This window comes from Marinitoga arctica (genome assembly GCF_054657315.1).
The window spans coordinates 25525-39547 of the sequence record NZ_BAAHYY010000006.1; the positions used below are offsets into that span (position 1 = coordinate 25525).

A 14023-nucleotide genomic window follows, 5' to 3' on the forward strand; every position below is an offset into this window, starting at 1 on the left:
ATGATCTTAATCACTGGTGCTACTGGACATATTGGAAATGTTTTAACAAGAAGATTGTATAACTTGGGTGAAAAAATAAGAATATTCGTCTTACCTGGTGAAGATTTATCTATATTCAAAGGAATGAATTTAGAGGTTTATTATGGAGATATTAGAGATTATACTGCAGTAAATAATGCTTGTAAAGGCATAGAAAAAGTATTTCACCTTGCTGCTATAATTTCTTTGCTTCCTTTAAAAAATAAATTTGTATACTCGGTAAACATAGGTGGGGTAGAAAATATTATAAAGGCAGTAAAAGAAAATAATGTTCAAAAATTATTATATGTTAGTTCTGTTCATGCTTTTTCTGAAATAGAAAAAGGAGCCACCATTGACGAAAATACTCCCATCGATCCTAATAAAACTACAGGTGCATACGGAAAATCAAAAGCTATAGCCACTTTAAAGGTATTAAAAGCTATACAAAATAATGAAATAAATGCTACTATTGTTTTTCCAACAGGTATTATTGGTCCATACGATTATAAAAATTCAGAAATTACAAAAGTGTTCAGAGATTATTTAAATGGAAAAATGAAATATTGCGTTGATGGAGCATTTGACTTTGTAGATGTTAGAGATGTTGTTGAAGGAATTATTAAAGCTTCAGAGAAAGACAATGAAAAATACATTTTAAGTGGTGAAAATCTATCAATGAGAAAAATCTTTTATTTTCTTGATTTAATATACAATAAAAGGTTTAAAATAAAATTTATATCACCTTCAAACTCATATATAATTTCATATATTACTTTTTTCAATTATCTTACAAATAAAAAAATCTTTCATTAAGTCCTTATAGCATCCATACTCTGCATAGATATTACAAATTTTCTCACAAAAAAGCTCAAAAAGACTTAAATTATAATCCTAGACCAATTTTTAATAGTATCGAAGATACCATTAATTGGTTAAATACTGTAAAAAATATAAAATATAGCTGAGGCAATTCATACCTCAGCTATATAATTACTTATAATAACTTTGATTTTCTAATAATTGTTCTTCTGGAACATCTTTATATACTTTTGCAGGACTTCCCAATACTATTTTTCTTGGAGGAACGTTTTTTGTTACAACAGAACCCGCAGCGACAAGCGCATCCTCTCCTATTTCAATTCCGGGCAAAAGCGTAGAGTTTGCTCCTACTCTTGCTCCTTTTCTTAAAATCGCCCCTTTAAAATATTTCTTTCTATCTTCTGTTCTACCTAAAAAATTATCATTTGTAAAGGTAACTTCTGGTGCTATAAAGCAATAATCCTCAATTGTTGACATAGCTGTGATATAAGCATTCGTTTCAATCTTCACTTTTTTCCCTATATTTGTTTTATTTTCTATTGCAACACCTCTACCAATAATAGTATATTCTCCTATTTCAACATCTTCTCTAATACTTGCTAAATCTCCAACAAAAACATAATTGTTCAATTTTGCTCCTCTATATATTACACAATTTGCCCCAATAGTTACATATTCTCCAATTATTAACGGTTCTAATTCTTTTTCTTGAGTTACAGCAGAATTTGAAGCCTTAAAAGGTTTTTTCCCTAAAACTGTATTATCAGCTATTACACTACCCTTTTTTATAATTGTATCTTTTTTAATAACAACATTATTTCCTAATTTTACATTTTCTTCTATTATAACATTTTCCTCTATTTCAATATTATGCCCCAATTCTACAGTTTCATGTATATCTGCATATTCTGAAATCATTTTTCCACCTTCTTAAAATATTCTTTCATTTCTTCTGTAGAAAATTCAAATGGAAATTTTACAGGTTTTTTTTCTTTTGATGATTTATAAATTGCTAAAACTATTTCTACTGCTTTTTTCCCTTCTTCACCAGAAATATATGGTTTTCTGTCGTTAACTATTGCTTCATAAAAATCTTTATATAGAGGAACATGACCAGCACCATACACTGTATCAGGATCTGGTAAATTTTGAAATGGGTGTGATTCCTCATCATCAAATCGCCATGTTTCTATTTTATTAACAGCAAGTCCTCCTATAACAACAGTTCCCCTTTCTCCAAAAACAGATAAAGTTTCTTCAAGATTTTTGGGATATACATTTGCTGTTCCTTCTATTATTCCAACAGCACCATTCTTAAATTTTATTATTGCACTTCCAAAATCTTCTGCCTCAATATATGGGTGATTAAAATTCTCTATCCTACCTGAAACTTCTTCTATTTCCCCAAATGTCCATTGTAACAAATCTATTCCATGCGTACATTGATTCATCAACGTTCCACCATCAAGCTTCCATGTACCTCTCCAAGGTGCTTGTTCATAATATGATTTATTTCTATTCCATCTTATAGAAATTTGTCCATGTAAAAGTTTCCCAAATTCTCCATTTTCAAGTTTTTTCCTTAATTCTTGAATTGGAGGATTAAACCTATTTTGAAAACATACACCTAGTTTCAAGTTTTTTTCTTTTGAAGTTTTTATCATATGATCCATTTCTTTTGTGGATAAAGCCATTGGCTTTTCAACTAATACATGCTTCCCATTATTCATCGCCTCAATTGATATTTGATAATGATATCCGCTTTCTGTTGCAATTGATACCATATCTATATCTTTTCTTTTAAAAACTTCATTATAATCCGTATATACTTCCGGCCTTTTTAACCCAGCATTTTCTATTATATTGGCTATATTTTCTGCTTTTTCTTTTATAGGGTCTACTACAGCAACAAGCTCAAATGGATTGCTATTTTTTATTATAGCCTCTGTATGTTTTTTAGCAGCTATTCTACCACAACCAATTAAAGCCATTCGAATCATAATAATATCACCTTATCTTTATTTTTCTCAATGTTTTTGGTTTTATTCTTTGTATCAAATAAAAATGGGGCATGTTCAAGAATAAATTCATAATCAACATTCGAATGTGCTGTTGTTAACACTACTGCATCAACACTTTTAAGTAATTCTTTTGTTAATTCTACGCTTTTATATGTTTTTCCTTCATGTGTAAATTCTGAAATGTATGGATCATGAACAATAATATTAGCATGTTTCTTTTCAAGATGTTCTATAACCTTCAATGCTGGAGATTCTCTTAAATCATCTATATCGTTCTTATATGCAACACCTAGTAATAATACTTTAGCTCCATTTAAACATCTCTTTCTATCATTAAGTATATCTTGAAGTCTTGAAACCACATATTCAGGCATCGCATCATTAATTTCTCCAGCCATTTCAATTAATCTAGTATGATAATCAACAGCTCTTGCTTTATATGTTAAATAAAATGGATCTATTGGAATACAATGCCCTCCAACACCTGGTCCTGGGTAAAATGGCATAAATCCAAATGGTTTTGTTGCTGCTGCGTCAATAACTTCCCATATATTTATTCCTAACTTTTTTGCCACAACAGCCATTTCATTAATTAAAGCTATATTTACTATTCTAAATGTATTTTCAAGTATCTTTGCCATTTCTGCTTCTTTTGGTGTTGAAACAGCAAATACTTCTGCCTCTAAAACATTTTCATATAATGCTTTTGCATGTTTTGTACATTCAGGGGTAACACCACCTACAACCTTTGGAGTATTTTTGGTTTTAAATCTTATATTTCCTGGATCCACCCTTTCTGGTGAAAACGCAAGATAAAAATCTTTCCCCACTTTTAACCCTGTTTCTTCAAGTATAGGAAGCATAACCTCTTCTGTTGTTCCAGGATATGTTGTACTCTCCAATGTTACTAACATATCTTTATGCAGTCTTTTAGCTACTTCTTTTGTAGATGCAATTACATATTGTAAATCTGGTTGTTTAAACTTATTTAAAGGTGTAGGAACACATATCATAATAGCATCACATTCTTCTAATTTATCAAAATTAGTGGTTGCTATAATTTTTCCAGCTTTTACTAGATCTTCTAATTCTTCATTTACTACATCACCAATATAATTTATACCCTTATTAACCATTTCAACTTTTTTTTCTTGAACATCAAATCCTATAACCTCATAACCAGCTTTTGCTTTTTCAACTGCTAAAGGTAATCCAACATATCCGAGTCCTATAACTCCTATTTTCGCTGTTTTGTTCTGTATTTTTTCTATTAATTTCATTTTCACCCCTCCAAGTATATAAATTTATTTTTATTTTTCATTCACTGAGTGAATTATAACATATTTGTTTTTTATTGTCAACAAAAAAAGTGCCCTTCGGCACTTACTCTTCAAATTTAGAGACTCTATTAATAAAAATATCTATTATATTTTTAAATTCTTCAAATTCTTTTTTTGCATTTCTTAAAAATCTAATTCCATCTTCTGTAATCTTATATACTTTTTTTGATGGCCCTGAATCTGTTGTATCCCAATCAGTAATAACAAGACCCATATCTTCTAATTTAGACAATGTTCTATATAAATTACCCATTTGACCAATTCCATTTAAAATTACACCAAAATCTGATAATTTATTTGCTATTTCATACCCATGGGCAGGTTTTTCAGCTATTATCAAAAGAACAAATGATTCTATCCATCCTCTCCTAAACCTTCCTTGTCCTTTTCCATATCCTGGCATATTAATCCCTCCAAAACAAATATTTATTTTATTCTATCATTTTTATATAAACTTTATATATCAAAAAATTAAATCGTTTATAATATAATTCAGTATTCAAAAGCGCTATTACCTATAAATTCTCTTAAAACAGATATTCTTGGAACTTCATTAATAGCTGGAAATGGCAAAAAATAATCCAAAAACCTTAACAATCGTTTTGCTTCAGTATATTCTGGTAATGTGTTATCGATTTCTAACAATAATGGTTCAGCAAATAATTTCAATATTGGAAGTTCATATACTAAATAAGAGTTAAACATAACATCTGCCTCTTCTTGAAATGGAAAAATATTTTCTTCTTCACCCTTTCTTACTTCTGGCCATAATTTAAGTGTTCTCAACGCTGTAGCTCCTCTAAAATTATAATCCCTTACTATCCTCCTTATTAACCTTGTATCTGTTGTTGGAATTCTATTCATTTCGTCTAGATTCATCTGTATTAGTGCACTTACATATACTTTAAACTTCTGATCTCTTGAAATACTCTCTGTTAATTTTTCATTTAACCCATGAATACCTTCTATTATAATTGGCTGTTTTTTCCCTACCTTAACTTTTTTTCCAGTCCACTCTCTTTTTCCAGTAACGAAATTATATCTTGGTAGTTCTACTTCTTTTCCATTTATTAAATCTTTTAAATTACTATTTAGCAAATCCAAGTCCAAGGCTCTTAAAGATTCCAAATCTTTTTTCCCATCTTTTGTCAATGGTATTTTTTCATAATCAAGATAATAATTATCTAATGAAATTTGTAAAGGTTCTTTACCATGAACTTTTAACTCTAAAGATATTCTTTTAGCGCTAGTTGTTTTACCAGAAGAAGATGGTCCAGCCAAACATATTAATCTAACATGTTTTCTTTTCATAATTTCATCGGCTATATTAGCATATTTTTTCTCATGCAAAGCTTCAGAAATCCTAACTAATTCTCCACCCTTTTTTACACCTTTTGCTATTAAAGCATTTAACTCTCCAACATTTTTTATATTTAATATATCTAACCATTTTTTGTATTCAATAAAAGTAGCAGAAAGCTTTGGCAAAGGTTTAAAATCAGGAATATCATTGGGATTTAAATTTGTTGGGTGCAATAGTATAAATCCTTTATCGTATGAAATAACATCAAACTTGTCTATATAACCAGTAGAAGGTGGCATATATTCATAAAAATAGTTTATGAATTTATCACATTTATATACTTTAACTGTAGTTTTTTTTCTATATTTAAATAATAATGCTTTATCATACTCTTCGACATCATTAAAATATTTTATAGCATCAAATTTACTTAATGTTATTTTCTCAAAAAGAATATTTTCATTTATTATTTTTTTCATTTCTTCTTTAAGTTTATTAACATTTTTTTCTGTATTTCTCATACCTTTTATCTCAAAATATAAGCCTGGACCTATTGTGTGATGCACTACTAAATTGGCATTTTTTCTTATTCTTTTTAAAGCTATATAAACAATAAACAGCAAAGCTCTTCTATATATTCTCATACCTTCATTTGAAGTAATATCTACAGCTTTAGCATAACCATTATCCTGTACTTTTTTCCATAATTCTTTAATTTCATTATTAAAATTAACTGCAAGAATCGTATAAGGATTATTTTTTTGTAAAATATCAGCTATTTTAAAAAACTGCTCTCCTTTACTTACTTTAATTTCTCCATAATCAGTTTTTACAAGATAACCCATTTTTTCACCCCTTTATCTTATCCCCTAATATTAATTGATTTTCATTAAAATATATAAATATAAGGTTGAAAATAATAAACCTAAAATAGCTATTTTCATACCTAATTTCATAAAATCCAAAAATCCAACCTTTCTTTCAAAATTACTTTCAATCATACCAACAATGACCATATTAGATGCAGCCCCACTAATTGTTCCATTACCACCAAAACTTGCTCCTAATGCCAATGCCCACCATAATAAATCACTATGAGGAAAAGATCCTAATAATCCCTTAATAATTGGTATAAAAATTGTGGCAACAGGCACAGCTCCCATGAAAGCAGCTAAAATTCCTGCACTCCATAAAACAATTAACAATATAAAATATGGGTGGGAAGTAAAATTATATATCAAACTTGTTACATCTTCTATAACATGAACATCTTCCAGCGCTTTTACAATTGCAAATAATCCAACAAAGAAAAATAATGTATCCCATTCAATTTCCGATGAAATTTCATCAAAATCTTTCTTTGACAAAAGTAGCATAATAGCTCCACCTGTTAAAGCTATTAAAGCGGCTTCATAATCAAGATATTCATGAATAAAAAAACCTATAATAACTAATCCAAATACCATTAATCCTTTTCTTAATAAATCATAATCGACTATAGCTTTTTTAGGATCTGCCTGTAATAATGTTTCTACTTGATTTTTATTTACATTTTTTAATTCTTTATATTTAAATAAAAAATAACCTATTGAAAAAAGTAAAACTATAACAGAGGGTATAGACATAACTACCAAAAATTCCAAAAAACTTTTACCTGAAGCACTTCCTACTAAAATATTGGGAGGATCACCTATCATCGTCGCAGTTCCACCAACATTAGCTGAAAAAATCATAGGAAAAAGAAATGTTTCTGGCCTTATATTTATTTCCTGACATATATATATTATCACCGGCGAAAATAAAAGTAATGTAGTTACATTATCCAAAATACTGGATAATATGGCTACTGAAAGCATTGTAAAAACAAAAATAGCTACCACATTCCCGTTTGATTTTCTCACTATATATATTGCAATTGCTTGAAAAAGTCCTGTTGTTTTTAATATTCCAACTATAATCATCATACCAAGAAGAATACCCAAAGTATTAAAATCTATAAAATCTCCTACATTTGCTATTTTTAAATTTTCAGAAACTTTAATAAGTGAAACTAAAAGTCCCATACTAAATGCAATTACCGCTTTATTTCCTTTTCCAAATATTATTAGATAATACGTAAAAAAGAAAATTAATAAAGTTATAGCTTTAACAATCATAACATCCCCCCAAACTATATATTTCTATTATACTCCAAATTTTAATTCATTTTCAACAAAAAAAATGGAGCTTCTCGCTCCATTCCTTTCCATTTATTTCTTTATTTCAACATTATTTCTTCCCATTCTTCAAGCCATTTTTCCATATTTTTATCAATTTCATCTGCTTCTATAGTAACAACCTTATCGGGTATTATTGCATAATTAAAAGCTTCTGGTAATTCAGTATTTATAACCGGGAACATCCATTGATTTAAAGGAATTTCTTTTTGAAAATCATCGAATAACAAAAATTCCAAAAATCTTTTTGATAATTCTAAATTTTTTGTTCCTTTTACAATCCCGGCACCTTCAATTTGAACATATGCTCCTTCTTCGGGTATAAACGCCTTATATTTTGTTGAATTGTAATAATAGTAAGAGTATGCTCCATCTGTTGCATAACTTACCATCATTGGTGCTTCACCAGATTCAAACTTTGCAAAAGCTTCGCTCCATCCTGGCGTTACAGTTAAAATAGCATTTTTTAATCTTTTCCAATAATCTTTCCACTGATCTTTATAAACTGCAATAGTCCATAATAAAAAAGCTTGACCTGTAGAAGAAGTTCTTGGATCTTGAATAATTAATTTTTTATTTAATTTAGTCAAATCTTCAAAACTTCTAGGGACAACGTTTAACCTTTCAGGATCATAAACAATTGCTATTGCTCCATAATCATATGGTATCAAATGATTTGTTTTATCAAAAATTAAATTGCTATCCTTGATTTTATTTAAATTTAAAGGGGTATATGGTATAACTAAATCTTCATTGATGGCTAAAACTGATAGTGATTGATCAAGACCTATTACAACATCTGCTTTAGGATTGTTTTTTTCAAGTTTTAATCTTGCTAGAACATTTCCTCCATCTCCTAATACAACAACGTTTACATTAACTCCATACATTTTTTCAAATTTTTGAATTACACCTTTTTTAATCCAATCTAAACTATCATATACATATACAGTAAGTGTGTTAGCAAAAATAGTTGAAACTAATAAAATTCCCACAAAAAAGAATAATACCTTCTTCATATAAATTACCTCCTTAATAAAATTTAAAAAACGCCTTCCGGCATTGGAAGGCGTTAAATTAAATTCATTTTATTCCGCTCTCCCTACGCCGGTATTACCCGGATCAGGTGCTGGGGTCTAAGGCTTCCACCTTAATCTCAGCTCCGGATTAGGAGCTCCCCCGGCGGTTTTACATTATTATTATAACACTAATTCATTCAAAAATCAATATACTACTTTAATATAAAGAATTTTTACTTTATAAAAGAAAACTAACTAATAATTTTTATTTTATGTTATTTTTTATTTAAAAAAAGGTAAATTTCTTGACTAACCAGTCAGTCAGCCAAAATTATTTTAAATAATACCTTATTAGTATTTTTTATAACTTAATAAGTTGACGGTCCAATTTTATGACTTTTTTTGTCATGTTTGAAACGAAATGTAAAAAGTATTATAATATAATTGACTAACCAGTCAGTCATAGGGGTGATTGTAATGGTATCTAATTCTAAAAAAAATAAAAGCACATATAAAGAACAAAAAAAGAAAAAAATAGCAGAAAATGCCCTAGATTTAATCTTAACTAGAGGATTATCTCATTTTACTATGGATGATGTTGCCAAAGAAACAGGGGTTTCAAAAGGAACACTATACTTATATTTTGATAGCAAAGATACTTTAATTATAACCGCTTTTGCTATATTAGTAGAACGTTTAAAAAATTATATTAGTAATCTTTTACCTAAAGAAACCTCTAAGGAGGAAAAAGCTAAAGCAATTATTAAATTATATTCAAAAATAATCAAAGAATTCCCTTCTGACGATCTTTTAAGACTTTTTGAAATATTAATAAATTCTATTCATGACAAAAAAAGAATAAAAGAACTTGGTAATTTATTTCACGATTATTACTCACAACTATTTGATCTATGGTCAGAATTTGTTCCAAATAAAACAACAGCTATTATTTTACAAGCTATGATAGACGGAATAGGAATTTATAAATCTGTTGGTGTTGATTTTAAAGAAGGGGAATTATGTACATCTTTAGAATATATAATAGGAAAAATTATATCATAAAGGAGGGGTTTTTATGAAAATCCTTGATAGTATGAAAACTATGATGTTTAAACAAGCTTCAAAATTAGTAACTAATGTTGTAAGAAACTCCGACGTTGAAGATTTAGCAAAATTATTAAGAACATTATCAAATTTAGCAAAAGAACCTGCAAAAAGTGGCTTAAGAAAATTAGCTGAAGGTGCAGAAAATAGAGATCCTATGCTTGTAAACTGGTCAAACTTATTTAAAAGATCTAATCCTAAAGTCGTAGAAAAGATTATAAATAATTTAATTATAAATGAATTCGCAATTGGAGAAAAGGTAAGGCAAGAAAAAATGCATGAGCATAAAGTTGTTTTACCTAAATTAGCTGTTATCAGTCCAACATATGCTTGTAATTTAAGATGTGTTGGGTGTTATGCTGGGTTATATGGACATAAATATCAACTTTCTAAAGATGAATTATTTAGCATAATAAGACAATTTAATGATCTTGGTATTTATTTCTTTGTTATAACTGGTGGAGAACCTTTTATTTATCCACATTTATTTGAAATGCTAGAAGAATTTAATGATTCTTTCTTTATGATTTATACAAATGGAACATTAATAACCGAAGAAAAAGCTAAAAAATTATCTGAATTAGGAAATGCCACTCTTTCAATATCGATAGAAGGTTTTGAAGAAATGACAGATTGGAGAAGAGGAAAAGGTGTTTTCAACAAAATAATGCATGCATATGAATTATTAACAAAATATGGTGTAATATATGGAGCTTCAGTAACAGCAACAAGAAAAAACCATGATTTAATAATGAGTGATGATTTCTGGAACTTCTTAAAAAAACATAATGTAGCTTATGTATGGATTTATCAATTTATGCCTGTTGGAATGGATCCTACAATGGATCTAGTGCCGACTCCAGAACAAAGATTTGAAAGATTTGAAGTAACTGAAAAAATGAGACTTGGTGGAGATTTTGCATTTGTAGCTGATTTCTGGAATCATGGATTTTTAACTCATGGATGTTTGGCTGCTGGTTCAAAATACTTACATATCAACGCTAAAGGCTATGCAGAACCATGTGTATTCCAACAATTTGCTGTTGATAACATTAGAGAAAAATCCATACTTGAAATATTAAAATCTCCATTCTTTGAAGCATACAAAAGAACTATACCATATTCAAATAACTTATTTAGACCATGTCCTATTATTGATAATCCAAAAGTATTTAGAGCAATGGTTAAAAAATTCGATGCAATTCCTCAACATCCTGGAAGTGAAAAAGTTATAACAGAATTAGCTCCAGAAATTGATAAATTAGCTGAAGGATGGAAACCATATGCAGATAAATTATGGTATGAAAAAGGTTATGCAGAAAAATATCCTTCAAAACGTGGAATATACAATTATGAAACAAGAATGAGAAGATATGCCGATAACGAAGAAAAATTAGCTTTAGATAAAAAAGGATAATAAAACTCCCCCGGTTTGGGGGAGTTGTTAATTTATTTTCTGAGGAAATCTCAATTCTACAAATGTTCCTTTGTCTATTTCAGACTCTATACTTATTCTTCCTTTAAGTTTTTCAATTAATCTTTTGACAATAGCCAGTCCTAACCCACTGCCTGGTTTATTTTTAGCTAGTCTAACAAATGGCTTAAAGATATCTTCTAGTTTGTCTTTTGGTACTCCAGGTCCACTATCCTTAACTGTTATAATAAACTCCTTTGTTTTTTCGTCAAATGCAATATTTACATTCACATATCCTTTATCAGTGTATTTTATAGAATTTCCAACAATATTTACTAATATTTGCTTCATTTTTACAGAATCTGTTTCTATCATTTCAGGTATATTTTCTTCAAACTTTATGTTTAATTCAACATCTGGTGATAGTTGAGGTTCTACAATAGATATAGATTCGTATACTAAAAATTTCAAATGCATTTCTGAAATGTTTAACTCTTCTTCTCTATTTAATTTATTAAAAGTTGATAGATCATAAATCAATGAATTCATATGTTTTGAACTCATATATATTCTTTTCACTAAATCTAAAATTTCTTCTTTAGATAGATCTTTATTTCCTCTTAATATACTTTCAGCATATCCCAATATTGCCGTTAAAGGTGTTCTTACTTCATGTGTTATAAAACTTAAATAAATGCTATTCAATTCATTTGCATTTTTTTCTTCATCTCTTAAAGATTTCAATGTTAAAAATGTTGAGGCAAAACTGCCAAAAATTTTTAATGACTTTTTTGCTGTATCACTAAATTTCTTCAAGTTAAAGTTATCTATATAAATATGACCTTTTACTTCTCCACCAACTTTTAAAGGATAAGCCAATGTTATCATTGTATCATGATTTGTATGAATACGCTTAACATTATCATGAAATATCTTCGATGGACTTGTAAATTCCTCAAAAGAATTTATTTCTATAATATCCATATGATCTATATATTTATATATATAGGCATCTTCCAATGGAACAACCAAATTTTTTATTAGTTCTTTTTCATAATTATACCCTGCTACAGCTTTATACAAAGTATTATCTATAAGCCATATCGTTCCTGCTTCAGCTTCAGGAATACTTTCTATAGCTGCTGATAATAATTTTTCCATAAATTCTTTTTCGTTTTCTTCTCCAGTAAAACGGGAAGAAAGCTCTGCCATTAATTCAAAATTAGATAAAATATCATTTTCACAATTCATCACCCTACCTCCAATTTTTCTATTTCTTTACAATTATAACACATTTTTCATACTTGTCAAATATAAAGTGAAGTTTTTTTCATAAAAAATTGGAGCTCAAAGAGCTCCAATTATTCTTCCTTTTATTCTATTGTATATTTTGTTCCCTCTGGTGTATCTTTTAATATTATACCAATATCCTTTAAGGTATCCCTTATATAATCACTTAATTGAAAATTCTTTTCTTTTCTTAAAGAATTTCTTACATCAATTAAGAGATTCATCAATTCTTCTGTCTTTAACGATTTTTCTTCATTTGTAGGCAATTCAAATATTCCAAGAACAGGTCCAAATTCATTTCTAATTAAATGATATGCTTCTAAAACTCTTCCTTCTTTATTTTCATCAAATGCTTTATTTAATTCATTTACAAGATCAAAAATTAATGCTATTGCTTTTGGAGTATTAAAATCTAGTGATAAATAATCTATGAATTCATTTATTTTTTCTTTCATATATTCAGATTTAGGAATATACGGAACATGTTCATTATATTTCTCCTCTACTCTTTTTAAAGCCTCATTAACTCTTTTTACAGATTTCTTTTGAGCATTTAATCCTTCTTCTGTAAAGTCTAACGGGGTTCTATAATGTTTCGATAATATAAATGTCTTAATTGTATCCGCATCATATAATTTAACTAATTCTCTTACTAACCATATGTTACCTATGGATTTTGACATTTTTTCTCCTGAAAATCTTATCATTCCATTATGCATCCAATATTTTGCAAAAGTCTTTCCATGCCTTGCTTCTGATTGAGCCTTTTCATTTTCATGATGTGGAAATATTAAATCATTACCTCCTGCATGTATATCAAAAGAATCTCCTAATAAACAGTTTGACATAACAGAACATTCTATATGCCAACCAGGTCTACCTTTTCCCCAAGGACTATCCCAATATGGTTCTCCTTCTTTAGCTGCTTTCCATAATGTGAAATCTAATGGATTTTTCTTTTTATCTGATATTTCTATTCTCGTTCCAGAAATCATATCCTCAGGATTTCTATGCGATAATTCCCCATATTTTTCAAACTTTGATACATCAAAATATACATCCCCTTGTGATTCATATGCATAACCCTTTTCTATTAAATCTTCTATAAATTCAATTATTTCAGATACATAATTAGATGTTTTCGGATGATAATTTGCAGTTCTTATTCTTAAATAATATGAATCTTTCCAATATTCAACTATATATCTTTCTGCAATTTCTTCAAAATCAACTCCTTCTTCATTAGCTTTATTTATTATTTTATCATCAATATCTGTAAAATTTTGAACCATTGTGACCTTATATCCAACATATTCTAAAAATCTTCTAAATGCATCAAAAACTATCATAGGCCTTGCATTGCCCACATGAATTAAGTTATATATCGTTGGACCACAAACATACATTCTAACATGGTTTTTTTTAATTGGTTCAAAATCTACCAATTCCCCTTTTAAAGTATCAAAAATCTTTATC

General features: G+C 28.5%; 12 protein-coding genes and 1 riboswitch. Of the genes, 3 read left to right on the forward strand and 9 right to left on the reverse strand.

Features of this window, described 5'->3' with window-relative positions; translation table 11 throughout:
* Nucleotides 1–834, forward strand: coding sequence for an NAD-dependent epimerase/dehydratase family protein (locus ACYQ44_RS03020; protein ID WP_459995121.1), 834 nt, complete (start codon nt 1–3; stop codon nt 832–834).
* Nucleotides 835–1011: 177 nt separating this feature from the next.
* Here ACYQ44_RS03020 and ACYQ44_RS03025 read toward each other — a convergent pair whose 3' ends face one another.
* The 7 genes from ACYQ44_RS03025 to ACYQ44_RS03055 all read right to left on the reverse strand — a co-directional run bounded on the left by ACYQ44_RS03025 (nt 1012) and on the right by ACYQ44_RS03055 (nt 8739).
* Nucleotides 1012–1758, reverse strand: coding sequence for an acyltransferase (locus ACYQ44_RS03025; RefSeq protein ID WP_459995123.1), 747 nt, complete (start codon nt 1756–1758; stop codon nt 1012–1014).
* Nucleotides 1755–2840, reverse strand: a complete 1086-nt coding sequence (locus tag ACYQ44_RS03030) for a Gfo/Idh/MocA family protein (RefSeq protein WP_459995124.1) — start codon at nt 2838–2840, stop codon at nt 1755–1757. The genes ACYQ44_RS03025 and ACYQ44_RS03030 overlap by 4 nt, the downstream gene beginning before the upstream one ends.
* Nucleotides 2837–4141, reverse strand: a complete 1305-nt coding sequence (locus ACYQ44_RS03035; protein ID WP_459995125.1) for a nucleotide sugar dehydrogenase — start codon at nt 4139–4141, stop codon at nt 2837–2839. Before ACYQ44_RS03035 ends, ACYQ44_RS03030 begins: the two co-directional genes overlap by 4 nt.
* 103 nt (nt 4142–4244) lie before the next feature.
* The gene (locus ACYQ44_RS03040; RefSeq protein ID WP_459995126.1) at nt 4245–4604 is read right to left on the reverse strand and encodes a PadR family transcriptional regulator; all 360 of its coding nucleotides are present in this window, start codon (nt 4602–4604) and stop codon (nt 4245–4247) included.
* Nucleotides 4605–4693: 89 nt separating this feature from the next.
* The gene (locus ACYQ44_RS03045; protein WP_459995127.1) at nt 4694–6349 is read right to left on the reverse strand and encodes a nucleoside kinase; all 1656 of its coding nucleotides are present in this window, start codon (nt 6347–6349) and stop codon (nt 4694–4696) included.
* A gap of 30 nt (nt 6350–6379) precedes the next feature.
* Nucleotides 6380–7660, reverse strand: coding sequence for an ArsB/NhaD family transporter (locus ACYQ44_RS03050; RefSeq protein WP_459995129.1), 1281 nt, complete (start codon nt 7658–7660; stop codon nt 6380–6382).
* Nucleotides 7661–7761: 101 nt separating this feature from the next.
* The gene (locus ACYQ44_RS03055) at nt 7762–8739 is read right to left on the reverse strand and encodes a thiamine ABC transporter substrate-binding protein (protein ID WP_459995130.1); all 978 of its coding nucleotides are present in this window, start codon (nt 8737–8739) and stop codon (nt 7762–7764) included.
* 62 nt (nt 8740–8801) lie between these two features.
* A riboswitch (TPP riboswitch) is annotated at nt 8802–8911 on the reverse strand.
* Nucleotides 8912–9216: 305 nt separating this feature from the next.
* Here ACYQ44_RS03055 and ACYQ44_RS03060 point away from each other — a divergent pair.
* Together ACYQ44_RS03060 and ACYQ44_RS03065 are read left to right on the forward strand one after the other, a co-directional pair.
* Nucleotides 9217–9801, forward strand: a complete 585-nt coding sequence (locus ACYQ44_RS03060) for a TetR/AcrR family transcriptional regulator (protein ID WP_459995132.1) — start codon at nt 9217–9219, stop codon at nt 9799–9801.
* Between the two features lie 13 nt (nt 9802–9814).
* A complete protein-coding gene (locus tag ACYQ44_RS03065; protein ID WP_459995134.1) occupies nt 9815–11260 on the forward strand; it encodes a radical SAM/SPASM domain-containing protein in 1446 nt (481 codons plus the stop codon).
* A 27-nt stretch (nt 11261–11287) separates the two neighbouring features.
* Here ACYQ44_RS03065 and ACYQ44_RS03070 read toward each other — a convergent pair whose 3' ends face one another.
* Nucleotides 11288–12508 carry a GAF domain-containing sensor histidine kinase gene (locus ACYQ44_RS03070; RefSeq protein WP_459995135.1) on the reverse strand — a complete coding sequence of 407 codons (1221 nt, stop codon included), beginning with the start codon at nt 12506–12508 and terminating at the stop codon, nt 11288–11290.
* 122 nt (nt 12509–12630) lie between these two features.
* On the reverse strand, nt 12631–14022 hold the full coding sequence (gene cysS / locus ACYQ44_RS03075; protein ID WP_459995217.1) for a cysteine--tRNA ligase: 1392 nt from the start codon (nt 14020–14022) through the stop codon (nt 12631–12633).
* Nucleotide 14023 lies beyond the last annotated feature (1 nt).

Excerpts from the sequence above, each read along its gene's own strand:
- ACYQ44_RS03020 (WP_459995121.1), top strand. The coding sequence starts at position 1 with ATGATCTTAATCACTGGTGCTACTGGACATATTGGAAATGTTTTAACA.
- ACYQ44_RS03025 (WP_459995123.1), bottom strand. The coding sequence starts at position 1,758 with ATGATTTCAGAATATGCAGATATACATGAAACTGTAGAATTGGGGCAT.
- ACYQ44_RS03030 (WP_459995124.1), bottom strand. The coding sequence starts at position 2,840 with ATGATTCGAATGGCTTTAATTGGTTGTGGTAGAATAGCTGCTAAAAAA.
- ACYQ44_RS03035 (WP_459995125.1), bottom strand. The coding sequence starts at position 4,141 with ATGAAATTAATAGAAAAAATACAGAACAAAACAGCGAAAATAGGAGTT.
- ACYQ44_RS03040 (WP_459995126.1), bottom strand. The coding sequence starts at position 4,604 with ATGCCAGGATATGGAAAAGGACAAGGAAGGTTTAGGAGAGGATGGATA.
- ACYQ44_RS03045 (WP_459995127.1), bottom strand. The coding sequence starts at position 6,349 with ATGGGTTATCTTGTAAAAACTGATTATGGAGAAATTAAAGTAAGTAAA.
- ACYQ44_RS03050 (WP_459995129.1), bottom strand. The coding sequence starts at position 7,660 with ATGATTGTTAAAGCTATAACTTTATTAATTTTCTTTTTTACGTATTAT.
- ACYQ44_RS03055 (WP_459995130.1), bottom strand. The coding sequence starts at position 8,739 with ATGAAGAAGGTATTATTCTTTTTTGTGGGAATTTTATTAGTTTCAACT.
- ACYQ44_RS03060 (WP_459995132.1), top strand. The coding sequence starts at position 9,217 with ATGGTATCTAATTCTAAAAAAAATAAAAGCACATATAAAGAACAAAAA.
- ACYQ44_RS03065 (WP_459995134.1), top strand. The coding sequence starts at position 9,815 with ATGAAAATCCTTGATAGTATGAAAACTATGATGTTTAAACAAGCTTCA.
- ACYQ44_RS03070 (WP_459995135.1), bottom strand. The coding sequence starts at position 12,508 with ATGAATTGTGAAAATGATATTTTATCTAATTTTGAATTAATGGCAGAG.